The organism is Ilumatobacter sp. (assembly GCF_046290335.1).
GTDB lineage: Bacteria > Actinomycetota > Acidimicrobiia > Acidimicrobiales > Ilumatobacteraceae > Ilumatobacter_A.
This window is the reverse complement of the sequence record NZ_JBKAGH010000006.1, coordinates 50,296-67,962: the sequence shown is the minus strand read 5'-3', so window position 1 is coordinate 67,962 and position 17,667 is coordinate 50,296. Positions and strand designations below refer to the sequence as shown.

12 protein-coding genes are annotated in these 17,667 nt (G+C 64.8%); 9 read left to right on the top strand and 3 right to left on the bottom strand.

Going from position 1 to position 17,667, the window contains the following annotated elements:
• Positions 1-6 precede the first annotated feature (6 nt).
• Positions 7-420: a hypothetical protein gene (locus ACE37B_RS19660; RefSeq protein WP_409925040.1), complete on the bottom strand. Its 414-nt coding sequence runs from the start codon at positions 418-420 to the stop codon at positions 7-9.
• Here ACE37B_RS19660 and ACE37B_RS19655 point away from each other — a divergent pair, their 5' ends adjacent.
• The 4 genes from ACE37B_RS19655 to ACE37B_RS19640 all read left to right on the top strand — a co-directional run bounded on the left by ACE37B_RS19655 (position 421) and on the right by ACE37B_RS19640 (position 6,730).
• The gene (locus ACE37B_RS19655) at positions 421-852 is read left to right on the top strand and encodes a restriction endonuclease (RefSeq protein ID WP_409925039.1); all 432 of its coding nucleotides are present in this window, start codon (positions 421-423) and stop codon (positions 850-852) included.
• 240 nt (positions 853-1,092) lie between these two features.
• Complete coding sequence (locus ACE37B_RS19650; protein ID WP_409925038.1) at positions 1,093-3,927, top strand: DEAD/DEAH box helicase family protein; 2,835 nt, start codon at positions 1,093-1,095, stop codon at positions 3,925-3,927.
• The gene (locus ACE37B_RS19645; protein ID WP_409925037.1) at positions 3,924-5,246 is read left to right on the top strand and encodes a restriction endonuclease subunit S; all 1,323 of its coding nucleotides are present in this window, start codon (positions 3,924-3,926) and stop codon (positions 5,244-5,246) included. The genes ACE37B_RS19650 and ACE37B_RS19645 overlap by 4 nt, the downstream gene beginning before the upstream one ends.
• Positions 5,240-6,730 (top strand): N-6 DNA methylase, encoded by a 1,491-nt coding sequence (locus ACE37B_RS19640; RefSeq protein WP_409925246.1) that lies wholly within the window; start codon positions 5,240-5,242, stop codon positions 6,728-6,730. The genes ACE37B_RS19645 and ACE37B_RS19640 overlap by 7 nt, the downstream gene beginning before the upstream one ends.
• 168 nt (positions 6,731-6,898) lie before the next feature.
• Here ACE37B_RS19640 and ACE37B_RS19635 read toward each other — a convergent pair whose 3' ends face one another.
• On the bottom strand, positions 6,899-7,660 hold the full coding sequence (locus tag ACE37B_RS19635; RefSeq protein WP_409925036.1) for a hypothetical protein: 762 nt from the start codon (positions 7,658-7,660) through the stop codon (positions 6,899-6,901).
• A gap of 2,583 nt (positions 7,661-10,243) precedes the next feature.
• Here ACE37B_RS19635 and ACE37B_RS19630 point away from each other — a divergent pair.
• From ACE37B_RS19630 to ACE37B_RS19615, 4 genes are all read left to right on the top strand, one after another.
• Positions 10,244-10,654, top strand: coding sequence for a hypothetical protein (locus ACE37B_RS19630; RefSeq protein WP_409925035.1), 411 nt, complete (start codon positions 10,244-10,246; stop codon positions 10,652-10,654).
• Positions 10,605-11,060, top strand: coding sequence for a nuclease-related domain-containing protein (locus ACE37B_RS19625; RefSeq protein ID WP_409925245.1), 456 nt, complete (start codon positions 10,605-10,607; stop codon positions 11,058-11,060). Before ACE37B_RS19630 ends, ACE37B_RS19625 begins: the two co-directional genes overlap by 50 nt.
• A 163-nt stretch (positions 11,061-11,223) precedes the next feature.
• Positions 11,224-12,018, top strand: a complete 795-nt coding sequence (locus ACE37B_RS19620; RefSeq protein WP_409925034.1) for a hypothetical protein — start codon at positions 11,224-11,226, stop codon at positions 12,016-12,018.
• Between the two features lie 221 nt (positions 12,019-12,239).
• Positions 12,240-12,410, top strand: a complete 171-nt coding sequence (locus ACE37B_RS19615; protein ID WP_409925033.1) for a hypothetical protein — start codon at positions 12,240-12,242, stop codon at positions 12,408-12,410.
• Positions 12,411-12,547: 137 nt separating this feature from the next.
• Here ACE37B_RS19615 and ACE37B_RS19610 read toward each other — a convergent pair whose 3' ends face one another.
• Positions 12,548-15,664 (bottom strand): DUF3427 domain-containing protein, encoded by a 3,117-nt coding sequence (locus tag ACE37B_RS19610; protein WP_409925032.1) that lies wholly within the window; start codon positions 15,662-15,664, stop codon positions 12,548-12,550.
• 112 nt (positions 15,665-15,776) lie between these two features.
• Between ACE37B_RS19610 and ACE37B_RS19605 the strand changes: the two genes are divergently transcribed.
• Entirely contained in the window at positions 15,777-17,651 is a 1,875-nt protein-coding gene (locus ACE37B_RS19605; RefSeq protein WP_409925031.1) for a UvrD-helicase domain-containing protein, read from the top strand.
• The last annotated feature ends 16 nt before the right edge of the window (positions 17,652-17,667 follow it).

The following is a 17,667-nucleotide window of genomic DNA, read 5'->3' as shown; positions in this document are numbered from 1 at the left end:
CGGACCCTAGCAAACGTGCATCAAAAATGAAACAATTGTTGTGTATCTGGAACGGAGGCGGCCGCTGCGGCGGAACGCTTCGACCACGGTGCTCTCGACGAGGCCGACGAAGGGGATGGATGGCATGCCTGGCGCGGCGTCGATCGCTGTGATCACCGGGCCTTGCGCGACGGTGGTCTTGCCGGTGCGCCGGCGTTCGTACCCTTTGGCCCACGTCACGAGTGTCGAGGGGCTCATACCGACGAGTCGGGCAGCCTGGGTCACCGTGTACAACGGTGTATCGGATCGTGGATCGTTGACGTTGCACCTCCGATCGTCGAGCGCGCCCTCAATATCCGCACGCCGTGTCACGGGGATGAGCCCAACGCGGATCGGGTCGACACCTACAGCCGTGACTTCGCCGTCGACATTCTGCGGCACATGGATCCGTACCGGTTCGAGCATTTCGTCGCTGGACTGTTGGAGGCGATGGGCTATCGGGCGACGGCGACCGTGGCCAGTGGCGACGGTGGTGTCGACGTGATCGCCAGCCGCGACGCACTGGCGATCGAGCCGCCGATCATCAAGGTGCAGTGCAAGCGGACGACGTCGACGATCGGTGGACCCGACGTGCAGCGCTTGGCTGGCGCCCTCGCGCACGGCGGATCGGAGCTCGGACTGTTCGTCACGTTGGGCAACTACTCCGCCGACGCGCTCCATCTCGAACGCACTCGGCAGGATCTGCGGTTGGTGAACGGCAAGCAGCTCATCGACCTCGTCTTCGAGCATTACGAAGCGCTCGACTCGGAGTGGAAGCGGTTGCTCCCCTTTCGCCGCGTGTACGCAGTCGACCGAGACATCGTCGACGGCTGACGGCCTGCGCCCGCGAGGCGCGAGCTCTGCGTTGTCGGGCTGCCGGGTCTACTGGTGCAGAGCGCGACGTGGCTCATGATTCTCTGGGGCTGGTGATGGGTTGGCCAAGGCCGTCGGGCGCCTTGGAACGCAGACTCGTTGGCTCTACCCGCGTTGGCCAGGTGGCCTCTCGTGAACTCGAAGACGTTCGCCGAATGAAGATCGGGCCCGGTGCTGTGAGACCTCGTACAGTTGCCGCTGATGACGGCGGACGATCCTGGCGACTACATCGCCCCGGAGAACAAGGCTCGCGCCCGGATCGACGACATGTTGACCCGGGCGGGATGGGTCGTCCAGGACTACAAGAGCGTCAACCTCTACGCAGGTGAGGGCGTCGCCGTCAGGGAGCTGGTGACGGCTGCCGGACCGGCCGACTATGTGCTGTTCGTCAATCGCCAGGCCGTCGGAGTGATCGAGGCGAAGAAGCAGGGCACCACCCTCGCCGGGGTCGAGTGGCAGACCGTCAAGTACCAATCGAACGTCCCCGACGAGCTCCCGGCGGTCCGCGCCGCCGACGGCCGCCTGCCGTTCGGATACGAGTCGACCGGCGACGAAACCTGGTTCACCTGTCGCTTCGATCCCGAGCCGACCGCCCGCCGCGTGTTCTGGTTCCACCAGCCGAGCACGCTCACCGACCAGATCGAGGACCAGGTCGAGGGACTGGGTGCGACCCTCCGAGCGAGAGTCCACGACATCGAGCCCCTCCCGCCGGCCGACCAGACGCCGTGGCTGCGCACGGCACAGCACGAGGCGATCACCAACCTCGAACAGTCACTCCAGGACAACAAGCCCCGCGCCCTGATCCAGATGGCGACCGGTTCTGGCAAGACGTTCGCCGCAGCCAACATCGCCGAGCGGCTGATCACCCAGGCCGGCGCACAGCGCATCCTGTTCCTGGTCGATCGGGCAAACCTCGGCAAGCAGACGCTCAAGGAGTTCCAGGGCTTCGACGTGCCAGGCACGGGCCGGAAGTTCAGCGAACTGTACAACGTGCAGCGGCTGGGCTCGAATCACGTCGACCCGGTCGCCAAGGTCTGTATCTCCACCATCCAGCGGGTCTATTCGATTCTGCGCGGCGACGACACGTTCGACGACGAACTCGACGAGCACTCAACGTTCGACCACGAACCCGAACGCACCGTCGAGGTCGACTACAACGAACACTTGCCGATCGAGGCGTTCGACGTGATCATCGTGGATGAATGCCACCGCTCGATCTACGGGGTGTGGCGCCAGGTCCTCGAGTACTTCGATGCCTTCCTTATTGGCCTCACCGCCACGCCTGGCAAGCAGACGTTCGGGTTCTTCAACCAGAACCTCGTGATGGAGTACGGCTTCCCCCAAGCGGTCGCCGATGGCGTCAACGTCGACTTCGACGTGTTCCGCCTCTCCACCACCATCACCGAGGCCGGCTCGACCATCGAAGGCGGCCAGGGTTACATCACCACGTTCCGCAACCGCGAGACCCGCCAGGAACGCCTCGAAGCCGTCGACGAGGATCTCGCTTACGACGCCCGAGCCCTTGACCGAAAGGTCGTCGCCAAGGACCAGATCCGCACGATCGCCAAGGCGTTCCGCGACAACCTGCCGGCGATGTTCCCCGACCGCGAGGTCGACGAGCACGGCCGACTGGCCAACATCCCCAAGACGCTGATCTTCGCCAAAGACGACTCTCACGCCGAAGACATCGTCCGCATCGTGCGCGAAGAGTTCGGCAAGGGCAATGACGTGATCTGCAAGATCACCTACAAGTCCTCCGACGGCAACAAACCCGAAGATCTCCTGCAGGCGTTCCGCACTAGCTACAACCCGCGCATCGCGGTCACCGTCGACATGATCGCGACAGGCACCGACGTGAAACCGATCGAGGCGGTGCTGTTCATGCGGATGGTTCGCTCCCGCAACTTCTTCGAGCAGATGAAAGGCCGCGGTGTTCGCACCATCGACGACGCCACCCTGCAGAGCGTCACCCCCGACGCTGCGTCGAAGGATCGGTTCGTGCTCATCGACGGCGTCGGCGTGACCGAGACCAAGCTGATCGACTCCACCCCGCTGGAACGCAAACGCGGCGTCCCGCTCGCCAAGCTGCTGCACCAGGCACGACTCGGCCACGTCAACGAAGACCTCGTCTCCTCGCTCGCCTCGCGGCTGTCCCGCCTCGACGGCCGGATCGCCGCCGACGACCGAGCACACCTCGAAGAGATCGCCGGAGTTTCGCTGCGCGATCTGTCCCAACAGCTGGTGGAGGCGATCGACCCAGATCGCCAGATCGCCACCGCGCAACAGGCCAGCGGCGTCATCGATCCGGACGCCGACATCGTTGCCACGACGCAACGGGAGATGTTCGAGAAGGCGTTGCTGCCGATCGCGTCGAACCCACAGCTGTGCGAGGAACTCGAGAACGTCCAGCGCAGCGTTGAACAGGTCATCGACGAGATCAGCCAGGACACCATCACCCGCGCCGACTTCGTCGTCGACGCCGAATCCCGGGCCAAGGAGACCGTCGAGTCGTTCCGCCAGTTTCTCGACGACCACCAGGACGAGATCACCGCACTCCAGGTGTACTACTCCAAGCCATACGCCCAGCGCCCCACCTACAGCGACATCAAGGCACTCGCCGACGCCATCGGCAAACCGCCGCACCGCTGGACCCCCGACAAGCTTTGGACCGCGTATGAGACCCTCGACGAATCCAAGGTCCGAGGCTCCGCCGGCACCGTGCTCACCAACCTCGTGTCACTCGTGCGGTTCACCCTCGGCCTCGACGACGAACTCGAACCGTGGCCCCAACGAGCAGCCGAACGCTTCGATGCCTGGATGCTTCAGCAACAGCAGGCCGGGCGCACCTTCACCGACGACCAGATCGCCTGGCTCGCACTCATCCGCGACCATCTGGCCGCCAGCCTCACCATCGACCTCGCCGAACTCCAAGACCCACCCTTCAGCCAACACGGCGGCCTGTTCAAAGCGCGCGAACTGTTCGGCCCGGACCTCGACACGTTGCTGATCGACCTCACCGAGGCGCTGGCCGCGTGAGCGAGCTGCCAGAGAGCTGGGAGGCTTCGACCGTCGGTGCTGTGGCCACCGTTCAGCTGGGCCGACAGCGCTCACCCAAGAACCACACCGGCCCACACATGCGTCCCTACCTGCGGTCGGCCAATGTCACCTGGCATGGCATCGACGTCATCGATGTCAAGGAGATGAACTTTGAACCGGATGAGGCGACAACCTTCGAACTCAGAGACGGCGACCTCCTGCTGAATGAAGCCTCTGGTAGCCCCGCTGAGGTTGGAAAGCCCGCGATCTGGCGCAACGAGATCCCTGGCGCATGCTTCCAGAACACTTTGCTTCGCGTTCGCTCAGCAGAGATGGATGAGGGCTTCCTCTACTGGTACTTCTTTAGCGCAGCGTTCTCAGGCCGCTTCGGCGAGGCCGGGCGGGGAGTCAACATCCGCCACCTGGGCAAGCAGGGACTGGCGAGCTTTCCCATCCCGATCCCGCCGCTCCGAGAACAACGACGGATCGTCGACTCCATCGAGGAGCACTTGTCCCGTCTCGACGCCGCCGAGGCTTCATTGACTGCGGCGCTCACACGAGCCAGCCGTTTGGTAGACGTTGCGTGCGCTGCACTCTCCGACGGCGACTGGCAGCTAGAGCCGCTTTCGGACTTGCTCATCTCGCTCCGGAACGGAGTCTTCGTGTCGAGGCCGTCCGCTGATCCACCCGGCGAACCAATACTTCGAATCAGCGCGGTCCGGCCCCGAAGGCTCGATGTGGAGGACGTCAGGTTCGCTGATCCATTGCCGGATCGAGCGGAGGACTATCGGATCGAACCGGACGACGTCTTGTTCACCAGGTACAGCGGCAATCCGAAGTACGTCGGTGCATGTGCCGTAGTTCCGCCGTCAGCCGCGGGCGTCCTCCACCCGGACAAGCTCATCAGGGGAGTGGTGGACATGGCCAAGGCTGACCCGAGATGGATTAGCGCGTACTTGTCAGTCGGCCGCGGGCGCGCTGAGATCGAGGCCAGGCTCAAGACGACTGCGGGACAGGTAGGTATCTCAGGTGGCCAACTAAGGACGGTCCCGGTTGCCACGCCTTCTCTGGAAGAGCAGCGGCGCCGTTGCGACGAGATCGACCGGTTCGCGGAGGTGGCCGACTGGTCATCCTCAGCGATTCGCTCGGCTCTTTCGAGATCAAGCTCGCTCCGCCGTTCGGTCCTCGCGGCCGCGTTCTCCGGTCAGCTCGTCCCCCAGGATCCGACGGACGAACCAGCGTCGGTGCTACTCGATCGCATGGCGGAAGCGCGTTCGGCGGCGAAACCACCTCCTAGGAAGAAGAAGGCTGCATCGTGACCGACTCGAAGGCCCTCGTCGACAAGCTCTGGAACTACTGCAACGTCCTGCGCGACGACGGGCTGTCATACGGCGACTACGTCGAGCAGCTCACGTACCTCTTATTCCTGAAGATGTCCGAGGAGCAGCGCCAGCTCGGCCTGCCGAACATCGTCCCCGAGGGGCTCGACTGGCCGTCGCTGTTGAAGCTGTCGGGCGAGGCGTTGGAGGCGCACTACATCAAGATCCTCAACGAGCTCGGCACCACCGACGACATGCTCGGCGTGATCTTCCGCAAGGCGCAGAACCGGATCCAGGACCCGGCCAAGCTTCAGCGGCTGATCCATGACCTGATCAACGGCGAGACGTGGATGGGCCTCGACGTCGACATCAAGGGCGACGCCTACGAAGGCCTGCTCGAACGCAACGCCGCCGACACCAAGTCGGGCGCCGGGCAGTACTTCACGCCGCGGGCGCTCATCTCTGCGATGGTCGACGTGATGCAGCCCACGCCAGATATGCGAATCTGCGACCCGGCCTGCGGGACCGGTGGGTTCTTCCTCGCCGCCTACGACTACATCATCAAGCACAACCCGCACCTCGACCGGGCCCAGAAGCAGCACCTGCGATCGGGTGCGTTCACCGGGTGGGAGATCGTCGAGAACACCGCTCGGCTCTGTGCGATGAACATGCTGCTGCACGGCATCGAGACCCCAGAGAGCGACAGCCCGATCCGGCTCGATGACGCGCTGCGCGACGATCCGGGGGAGCGGTTCGACCTTGTGCTGGCCAACCCGCCGTTCGGGAAGAAGTCGTCGGTGACGATCGTCAACGCCGAGGGCAAGGCCGACAAGCAGAACATGACCGTGGTGCGCGACGACTTCTGGGCGTCGACGTCGAACAAGCAGCTCAACTTCGTGCAACACATGCGCACCCTGTTGAAGATCGGCGGCCAGTGCGCCGTCGTCGTGCCCGACAACGTGCTGTTCGAGGGAGGCGCCGGCGAGACGATCCGCCGCAAGCTGCTCCACGAATGCAACGTCCACACCCTGCTGCGCCTGCCGACCGGCATCTTCTACGCCCAGGGCGTGAAGGCCAACGTACTGTTCTTCGAGCGCAAGCCTGGCTCGGAGACCCCGTGGACCAAGGATCTATGGATCTACGACCTGCGAACCAACCAGCACTTCACGCTCAAGCAGAACCCGCTGACGCGGGCCGACCTCGACGACTTCGTCGCTTGCTACCGGCCTGGCGCGATCGGGAAGCGCGAGGAGACGGAGCGGTTCAAGCGGTTCACCTATGACGAGCTGGTCGCTCGTGACAAAGCGAGTCTCGACATCTTCTGGCTCCGCGACGAGAGCCTCGAAGACACCGACAACCTCCCCGCCCCCGGCATCATCGCCGCCGAGATCGTCGAAGACCTCGAAGCCGCGTTGGAAGAGTTCCGAGCCCTCGCCGAAAGCCTCGCCGAGGTCGGCATCGACATCGACGCCGTGGCGGAATGACCCCGTCTCTGCCATCCGTACTGCTGATGAAGGCGGGGTGCTCGCTCGTGCCAACTGCAGGTGCGGTTGTTCGCTGAACCGGCGGGACAGGCGATGTGGCCGCCCTCGTGAGGGCGGCCACATCTACCTACAAGGCTTGGCCTTGCGAGGCCGGCCCGAGACGGCGAGCTAGCCTGCTCGCTTGTAGCACCCGAACCAGACGTTCCAGTAGGACGCCCACCAAGGGCACGTGTAGCCCCGGCGCTCGTAGACCCACTTCGTGGCCTTGGAGACGATGGCCCCCAGGACGAATCGGGCCCCCCAGATCCAGATGACCGCAGGAATCGGGTCAGCGACGACCGGGTACGAGACCTCTGCACTCTGGTGGTCGACCTCCAGGAAGAAGGAGGAACCGTCGACGATGTACCGCGTCGAGACCGGGTGTTGTGACGAGTCGAACGCCCACGGTGGAGCGATCGTCGCGATGCCGATGCCGTCTCGCCGGAACTCGACGTGGCCGGTCGGTGTCGTGACCAGCTTGATCGACGGATCGGATACCGAGAACTCGAATCGTGACGGTGCCTCCGTGCCGGCGATCACCTTGAGCACGCGAACGTCGCCGGAGGTTGTCTGCAGCAACACGGTGTCGGTGTCAACCTCACCCGTCTCATACGAGGTTGCCCCATCCCCAAGATCGACGGCAGGCCCGTCGGCGCCCGGCACGTTGATCGTGACGAGACCGTCGGTCGTGGCGATTTGGTAGCCGTCGGCGAGGTTGGCCGGCAGGACGGTCGGTTCGGGGTTGGTGTCCTCCAGAACCTCAGGCACGATCGATTCGATGATCTCGATCGGACTGCGCTCGACGGCGTCGACCGGTTCCGAGTCGCCGTCGGCCCCAACCGTCGCTGCGGTGGTCATCACGGTTGCCACGAGAATGGCGGTTCCCCGCACCACCCTCCGCTTCCGCTGTTGTTGCTGATTGGTCATCATTGCTCCTCTCAGTGAGCCCAATCCGGATGAGTGGGCCACTTCAAGTAGCGGTATGGCGCCTCAGCCCTCCGCAAGCCCGTAGTACAAGAATCTTGAAATTGGTGCATCGCCCCAGCTAGATGGGCATGTGACAGCTGGGCCAAGCCGTCTGGGAGGTGCTGGCCGATACATCTGGGTTGCCAAATGCTGCATGATGCGCAGTTCTAGGTACAAATGATGCAGCGAGCGCGAGCTGTATGATCAATATCGACGTTGCTGTATCTTCGGTTCATGGTTGCGCCCGTCGTCCATGAACCGAATATTGCTCAGCCGCTCTCACTGGTGCGGTTCGCATGTGAATCGTGGCTCCATCTCCTGGCGACCCAGAAGCGTGGTCGCAACAGCGCTGTGGGTGGTATCGAGACGATGCTCGCGGAGCTGGTGACCGAACCCACTTCCGACGCCGCACTCGCCGACTCCCCTCAGATCGCGCAGCTGAAGCGGGGCTACGAGTCGCTCGTCGCGATGGCGAAGCTGGAGTCGTCGAACTCGGGCGTCGCCGTGGAGCCCGAGCGCCGCAGGTCCGACCGGGCGCGCGTCGCGACACTGATCCGCACGCTGGATGACCATCTCGTTCAGATTCACAGCGATCGCGTGGCGCACCTCATGAGCTTCTACAAGAGCGCTGATGTCGAAGCGGCCACCGAGGTCGACGTCGTCGACCGCGCTTCGTTCGCTTCCGCCTGGGCTGCGGGGAGTTCTCGCTCGAAATATGAGGTGCTCGACAGGGGGCGCCTCGCGGCTGCGCTCGCCCAACAACTCGGGGACGGGCTCAAGGCCGTTCTCGAGCAGCATGCGACGCCCCGCTCGCCGTACCGGCGGCGGAATACCAGGATGCGAGAGCTCTTCGAAGAAACCTGTGACGAGCTGATCGCGATCGCTTCGCTCCCACCGTCGAGTGGGGGAGTAGCGGCGACTCGGTACCTGGCGGTCATCGGCGAGATTGCCCTGGAGCGAATCGAGCACCACATGTTCGGTCACATACTGGGGCAGCAGGCGCCCGCAGGCCTCGGAGCGGCACCGACCTGGCGGCTGCCGCGGGTCCTGACGCGAATCGGTGAACTCTGGCGACAGCCAGAAATCGCTGCGGCGGTGTGGGGCCCAACCCGTGCCCAGGACGTCAAGCATTCAGCGCGAGTGCTCCTGAGCAGAATCCTGACCGAGGAGACGCTGAATCCGAACCGCCCACGATCGTTGGTCTTTGAGGCGGTTCGGTTTCTTGGACTCGACGACTCCGAGATCGTTGGCCACGTTCGCGCACGCCTAGCTCTCGGCCGAAGCGCTGCGATGGTCAACGACTCTCCAACCGTTGTGCGGCCGTTCGGCGATAGCGGCGTCTTGTCGACTCGTGAGCAATCGTACGCTGCCCTCGTCATCACCGAGAGCGATCCATCGAATGTGGCTCGCGTGTGCGATCTGCTCCTTCAGGACCCCGATCCTAATCTCTTCGACGGGTTACTCGATGCCACGGCTGCTGCGCGACGGTACACGGCTGCCTACATGGCCTACATGGCGGACGAGCACGAACGCACTGGACAGTCATTCGGATCCTCGGCCCCACCGGTTGCAGCTTTCGTTGATCTGAGCTCGACCGAAGAGATGCCGAATGGCACACCCGTCGCAAAGGGCCCCAAGACACGACAGAGCTACCTCGAAGATCGGGAGCGGTACCGCAGATGGCTGGGTTTCGCCAAGGAGCTTTCAGGCGACGATCGATGGGTCCGAGCGCCCACGCAGGCGGTCTGGTCGGCGCTGCGGTCAGGGCTTGACGACGAGACTGCCGACGACGGAGGCCGATCGAACTGGGGCAACATTCGGCGGCGAGCGTCTCAGGCTCAGCGCGGATTGACAGACGCTGACGTGATTCTCGCCGAGGTCCCGATCCATGCCCGTTGGGCGACTCGGTCGGTGGTGACCCAGGCCGTACTCTCAGTCGACGGGACGGCCAGGCGTGAAGCAATCGAGGCGCTGAGACAGGCGGGCCTTGCGGGAGTAGCAGCCCGCTTGTTCGAACTGGTGGTTCAGCATCTGAACGAGCTCTCTTCAGACTCAGGGAGCCAACAACTCGATTGGCTGCTCGAGCAGGCAGTCTTCTGCCTCTCCTACACCGGCTCGATCGATGCGTTTCAGACCCTGATGGCCGAGGCTGGCCTGGCTCGCTGGGAGGGAGGACCCACGAGCGAACTCGCGTCGTACAGCCTCTCAGACGGCCCGCTGCCGCGAAGCCAGCGGTGGATCCGCACGACCGCGCTCCTCGGGCTCGCCGATCTTGGTGATTCCCTTCACGACGACGACTCGGACGATGGGGTGGTTCGAATCGGGATCGTCCTCGAGTCGATAGAACAGCGTCTCCGATGCATGGAGCGCGAGGGAGGCCGCGCCGCAAGGCACGTCAGCTCGGGACGTTTCCGGGACTACTGGTACACAGACTCCGGTCGAGAGCGCCGAGCACTAGCGATCGTTCTCGCGATGCTCCGGTCTGAGCGACCCCTGAGCATCGACTTGATGCACGTTCTGTCAGGGCGCTACCTGGAGACGGGCGTACCTCGGAGCCGAGCGAGGGACACTCGGCGGCTGCCGTTTCGGGTGGTCGGCCCATCCCTCGACGAAGCGGGTGTGCAGTACTACCGGCAGGAACAGACGGTGGATCGCAAGGCATGGGATCGGTGGTTCAAGGGAATGGAGGGGACGGCCAGGAAGTGGGACCTGGTCACCTGGCAGTTCGCCGAGTGGGGTCTCGAGCGCGTGACTACGCGCTTTCAACACCCAGGTGCTACATCAGGCGTGCGATTCGTTCCGGCTCGTCAAGCCTGCGAGGTGGCAGCCAGCCGCATGCGTGACATCAACCTTGGAGTGGTGACGATCCCTGCCGGTTGGATGGCGGTCGACGCTGGGCGCCCGGAGGAAGAGAGCTGACGCGAACGGCAACATCGATCACGTCGTCATCGCCCCGTCGGCCATCTGGGTGATCGACGCCAAGAACTACTCCGGCAAGGTCGAGCGGCGCCTCCACGCCGGCACGAAGCGTCTCTACGTCAACAACCGCAACCAGACGCAACTCGTCGCGAAGATGCGCTGGCAGGTCGACGCTGTGGCCAAGCATCTCGCACCGATGGGCTTCAGCTCGATGCCGGTGCGACCCGTCATCTGCTTCACGAACGCCGAGTGGGCCCTCCTGGCGAAACCCATCGAGATCGACGACGTCCTCGTGACATGGCCGCGGGCACTGGTCGCGGCCATCAACGATCCGGGCGGAATCGAGGCCGATGCCGCCCGAGCGATCGCGGTCGAGCTCAGCTCGCGCCTCCCAGCATCAGCCTGAGACCCGGCCACCCGGCGGGCACGCCGACCTCCCTGAGTTGGCGTTCGTCAACGTCGGTACCCACAAGGCTCGTGCCGGCCATCGATGTCGACATGTTGCGCATCACGGTGCTCGTCGAACAGATCGGGGTTGCACGACTGTGACGTTTTCGCGATCGTGTTCGATGTCAGTCATCAGGAATCAACTTGCCCCGTTCGTCGCCGGTGCACTCGCGGTCGCTGCGGTCGGTCTCTCGCTCAGCAGTTGGAGTGCGTCGGCTGCGCCTGGCGACGTCGACACGTCGTTCGTGCCGACCTCGCCGTGTCGGCTGTCGGACACACGCTCGAGCGACCGTGTCGGGCGCGTCGACACGCTCGGCTCCGGACGCACTGCGACGTTCCAGGCTCACGGCTCCAACGGTCGATGCACGATCCCGTCCGAAGCCGTGGGGCTCTCGATGAACATCACCGCACTCAACGCATCGGCCCAGACCTTTCTGACCATCTGGCCAGGCGGGCGTCAGCCGACTGCGGCGAGCCTCAACCCATCTCCCGGCCAGCCTCCGACTCCGAACGCGGTCGTCGTTGCCCTCTCGGACTCCGGCTCGTTCCAGATGTTCAACAACGCCGGGCAGGTCGACGTCGTCATCGACGTGAACGGCTACTACACGCGCTCGAGTCTGCGTCAGCTCCAGGAGCGTGTGGCGGCCCTCGAAGGCAGCAACGTGGCACCCACTCCGTCGGGGTTCTCGGCTCGGATCACCGGCTACGGCCCGGGCTTCTCGATCACTGAGGTCGTCGGAGACACCACGAACGGGTTGTCGGTAGAGGCCGACGTACGGGTCGACATCACCTGTCCCAACGGGACCGTGGAAACTGATCGAGTGTTCGACGTTCCGCCCGGGCAGACGCGTGGCTGGTCGGTGCTCTGCGATGGCGTCTTCACCTCTGGTGCGACTCTGACAACCGTCCGCGTCTGACGGCCACGCTTTGCTTGCTGGCACGACAACGGAGTGACTCCCACACGGCCGCGTTCGCGCTTGGGTCGATGCCCAGGGTGTACCGAAGCCCAACACAGCAGCGCCCAGCTCTGCGATCGGCCTCCACCCATGGTTGCCGGTCACGCGGAGCCGTGAGCTGCGAGGTAGGGGGAGCTGATCTCGAACATGGGCCGTTGCAGCCCCTGGCTACGGTGAACTTCATGACGACCGCTCCCTTGACTTCCGACGATCTCCGCCGGCAGGTGGCGGATGTCGTCGCGCCGTACGGCATGACGGTCGACGAGTTCGTGGCGTGCGATGTCGACGATCTTCCGAGCGACGAGCTCCGCGATCTTTGGCTGATGGTCAAGGCAGCCCTGGCACCTTCGTAGTCGTCGGGTACTCCATGGAGCGCCCCTCGACTCTCGCTGCGAACGTCGTTCCAGGTGCGACTCGCCGATGCAGGAGAACAGCTCGCACTCGAGCGCCCCGTGTTCGGACTGGCCATCGTCACCGAACCAGCGGCCCCTCAGACCGCCGCGGCGGCGAAGTCGTGGTGGAGGTCGCCGGGGAGGGGGTGGTGCAGTTTCCAGGTGATGGCCATCGGGCGTTCGCCGACGTGGTGCTGGTAGGTGGCGGGGCCCAAGCACCAGAACGGGTCGCGGACGGTCATCCGGGCGAACAGCAGGATCGAGCGGCCCATCGATTCGTGGTGCTGGTAGCGCCGGCCGGTCTCGCTGTCGGCGCGGGTGATCGACTGGCTCTCCCAGTGGATGAGATCCCGGCTGATCGCGTAGTCGCGGTAGCGGGTGGTCGGTGAGAACCCGCCGTCGGACTTGTCGAGGGTGAACGCGAACAGGTCGGCGCCGATGTCGGCGGCATTCTTCACGCCGGTCTGCCACGGCGCGACCTTCGCCCGTCGCCCACCGTCGCAGTCGAGGCCGAGCGACGCCAAGATCTCGAGGCGCGTGTAGCGAGCGTGGATCTGGAGCGGGGAGTCGGGGTGCGTGTCGAGCAGGCGATGCACGTGCTCGACCCGATCGGCCAGCAACTCGAACACCTGGCGCAGCTCGTCGCGCACCTGCCGATGCGCCCACACCACGTCGGTCGCCGCTTGCAACCCGATGTCTTTCGCCAACGCACGGCCCGTGCCGACGATCTGATCCACCACCGGCGCGACGAGCATGTGCAACGTCCGCCGTGTTCGCACGTCGAGGTCGTCGACCACCGGTGCGGTCGGTCGAGCCAACAGCTCCGTGTAGGTGGCCAGGCGGACGTGGTCGTCGACGTGCAACAGCCGCCCGACCACCCGACGCAGCTCGACTTCGTGCGGGCCCGGCGGCGCCACCGACGCACCGGCCTTTTCGAGCAGATCCGACCACGAACGGCGACCGTCGTACACGTCGTCGAGGTCGAGGCCCGACTCGTCCAAGAACCCGGCGAGGTCGATACTCGGATCGGCCCGGCGCAGCGATTGAAGCTCGTTGACCCTCGCTGGCCAACGCGTCGGAATCGCATCCCGCAAACTGCGCAACACGATCTCCTGCGCGACCCGATCGAGCTGCATGTGACATCCCGTGGGCAGGAACGGAAACCGCCGATCGATCGCCGTCTCGATGCTGCGACGCGTCCCACCGAGCAGCGCCCGATACCGGCGGTCGAAGCGGAACTCCTTGCGATGGGTGCCGACGAAATCGATCACCGTGCACAACGCCTTGCCCGGTGCCTTGCGAAGCCCACGCCCCAGCTGCTGCAAGAACAGCGTCGGGCTCTCGGTCGGACGCAGCATCAACACCGTGTCGACATCGGGCACGTCGACGCCCTCGTTGAACACGTCGACCGAGAACACGACGCGCACCTCGCCACTCCGCAATCCGGCAAGCGCAGCGACGCGTTCGGCGCGGGGCGTGTCGCCGTTCACCGCCACGGCCGCGATCCCGCTCCGAGTGAAATGGTCGGCCATGAAGTCGGCGTGCGCAACGCTCACACAGAACCCGAGCGCCCGCATCGACGACACGTCGACATGCTCGGCGACCTGCTGCACCACGAGGCGCGCCCACGCGTCGTCGCTCGTGTACAGGTTGCTCAGCGCGTCGATCTCGTAGCCGTGCCCGCGCCTCCACGGGACGTGGGTGAGGTCGGTGCCGTCGTGCACCCCGAAGTACATGAACGGTGCCAGGTGCTGCTGATCGATCGCCTCCCACAACCGGATCTCCGCCGCGATCCGATCGTCGAACCATTGCAGGATCGGCAAGCCGTCGCTGCGTTCGGGGGTCGCCGTGAGGCCCAACAGTTCGCGTGGGACGAGGTGGTTCAGCAGCTTCGTGTACGACGACGCGGCGGCGTGATGGAACTCGTCGAGGATCACCACGTCGAAGTGATCCGCAGCCAGGTTGTCGAGATCGGCCGCGTTTAGGCTCTGGATTGACGCGAACACGTGGTCGTAGCGTTGCGGTCGGGCGCCACCGACCCACTTCTCCCCGAATACCGGATCACGCAACGCGTGACGAAACGTCGCCATGCTCTGATCGAGGATCTCCTCGCGGTGTGCGACGAACAGCAGCCTCGACGACGGAAGTTGCCCACGAAGCCGGGCGTAGTCGATCGCGGCCATCACCGTCTTGCCGGTGCCCGTCGCGGCGACGAGCAGATTGCGGTGGCGACCCTTCGACCGAGCCACGGTGAGCAGGTCGAGCAGCCGCTCCTGGAACGCGTGTGGACGCAACTCGATCGGGCTGAGTATCACGTGCGGACCCGTGTCGCTGCGGCCCTCCCGCTCCATGTGCTCGGCGAACTCCTCGGCCTCGTACGGCACGAAGTCACCGTTCGACCAGTAGCTGTCGAACACCGCGTCGAACTTGTCGACGACGTCAGGGTTGCGGGCGCCAGACGCTCGCACGTTCCACTCGATGCCGGTGACCTGTGCCGACCGCGTCAGGTTCGACGACCCGATGTAGGCCGTCGAGAACCCGCTCGTTCGATGAAACACCCACGCCTTCGCGTGCAGCCGAGTCGTGCTCACGTCGTACGACACCCGGACATCGGCGCCCAGTTCAGCGAGCCGTTCCAGCGCCGCTGCCTCCGTCGAACCCGTATACGTGGTGGTGAGGATGCGCAGCGGTTTGCCCGCGGTGCAGTGGTCTCGCAACGCGTCGAGCAACGGACGGATGCCGCTCATGCGGATGAACGCCATCACCACGTCGATGCGGTCAGCCGACGAGATCTCCGAGATCAGCTGGTTCCACAGGCTCGGCTCGCCGGGCGCGTTGGTGAGCAGTGTTGTGTCGAGCACGGGGATGAGCGGGGTATCGATCGGCGCCGCCGACCCGTCGGGCTTGATGCCGAGGATGGCGTGCAACACCGCAGCCGGGCTGACCGGTAGCTGCTCCGCCTCGGTGTTCGTGAGCTCGGCGAGTTGTACCAGCAGGGCACGTGCGACGTCGGTACCGACCCGCAGCCGGTCGGCGTCTTTCACGTCGCGCAGCGCCCGCTCCACCTGCCGCGAGATGTGCAACGAGATCCGGTCCGGCGCCTCCGCGCTGCGCAGGTCGCGAACCTCCGCGCTCAGGCGTGCGAGTTCGTCGAGCTGCGCAGCGAGTTCGTCGGTGACCAGCACCTCGTACAGCCCCCGCTCCAACTCGCCCACCGCCGGCAACCTACTCGAGCATCGCCATACCCTGCCCCGACTCGGAGGGTGGGCGTTGACTTCGGCCGGCCCACTTGTGTGGCCCCCCTCAAGTCGCGGTGCAGGCAGGACGATGACAACTCCATACCTGATTCGGCAGGAGGTGGGTATGGCACATTTCGTTCCGTCGCTACAAGAGACCCGTTCGCGCCCGAAGTGGCTCAACACCGGCGAGCTTCGTGTTCTCGACGCACTTGCGGGCTTGGGCGACGGTTGGTCCGTGTATGTACAGCCGCGACTCGGCATGGACATTCCGGACTTCGTCGCGCTCCACGATGGCTACGGAGTCTGCGCGATCGAGGTCAAGGACTGGGCGTACAACAAGTACCGCAACGAGAACGGCGTGGTCCAGCGCCGCTGCTCGGCAGGCTGGACAGCGGTCGACGAGCACCCCCGGCTGCAAGCCTCTCGGTACCGGTCCTCGATCTTCGAGAATTCGTTTGCGCTGCCGGAGGACGGACGCATCGTGCCGCCCTGCGTCCGATCGATCGTCGTGCTGCTTAATCACCCGAGCAAGCAAGCGAATGAAGTCCTTCGGCGTGCCGCGAGAGCACCTGGGGAGCGGGTCGCGGTGTGGGGCGAACAGTTCTTCGACGCAATCGAAGAAGCACTCGTCGGCACGGCACCAGCGTCACCGCCAGCCGACTCGATGTCGAAGCTCCGCACCCACTTGGAGAGCGCAACATACGTGTCGCGTCTCCTGGCACCCGAGCCACTCAGTGAGGGTGCAGCCAACATCGCAAAGAACCCGAACGGGGCGAAGATGCGTCGGGTGCGCGGATCCGCAGGGTGTGGCAAGTCGTACGGCTTGGCCGCCCGGGCGGCTGCACTGGCTGCGGCCGGTGAATCCGTTCTGCTGCTGACGTTCAACGTGACGCTGGCGAACTACTTGCGCAAGCTCGTGGCCCGTCATTGCTCAGCCAACGGGGCCGACCCGACTCGCGTGACGTGCGTGCATCTCCACGGCTTCTGCTCGCGGATCGTCGACGATGCGAGGGCGAAGGGCCTTGAGCTGACCGTTCCCGACGACGCCGACAACGCTGACCTCGTCATCCACCAGGCGATGTCGGCAACCGAACAAGGAGTGCGGCTGCGCTTCGATGCGATCCTCGTCGACGAGGGCCAGGACTTTCGGCTCGACTGGTGGAATCTGCTCCGTAAGCAGGTGAAGCCCGCGGGCGAGATGTTGCTGGTCGCTGATCCGACGCAGAACATCTACGGCCAGGATTCATGGACTGACGAAGCTCACATGCTCGGTGCTGGCTTCTCCGGGCCGTGGACCGATCTCGGCCATTCGTACCGGTTGCCGAGGGACATGGTCGCCACGATCGCGACCTTCGGGCGACAGTTCGTCGGTGGCGAAGTGATCGGACCTGTCCCGCGGCCGACAAGCGGGGCGTTGCCATTCAGCGATGCTCCGACCGAGAAGCGTTGGATCAACGTGAAGTCTGCTCGCGACATCCCGGACAAGGCTGCACGTTTCGCGCACGAACTCGCCTCCGGAGCGAATCGCCTCGACCCGAGTGAAATCGTCGTGCTGTGCGAATCACACGATCAGGGACTTCGGGTCGTTCGCGAACTGGAGCGGCACGGCCATGACGTTCACCACATCTTCGCCAAGGACAAGGACGAACGGAAACGACGAAAGCAGCGATTCTGGCCAGACGCACCCGGCATCAAGGCGTGCACGATTCACAGCTTCAAGGGCTGGGAGTCGAGGGCGGTCGTGCTGTGCGTCGGCAGCAGCAAGGAATCGAAGCGACTGGCCTACGTCGCGATGACGCGCCTTGCAGCCGACTCGAACGGTCGACGCTCGTACATCGCCGTGGTCAACGCCAACCGCGGCCTCGATGCCTTCCGCGACACGTTCAAGGGCGAACCGCCGCCTCGCACTTCTCCAACATCTCGTTCGTTCCCCCCGCCGGCTCCAGACGACAGAGTTGCCTGACCGCGGGCGACACCTG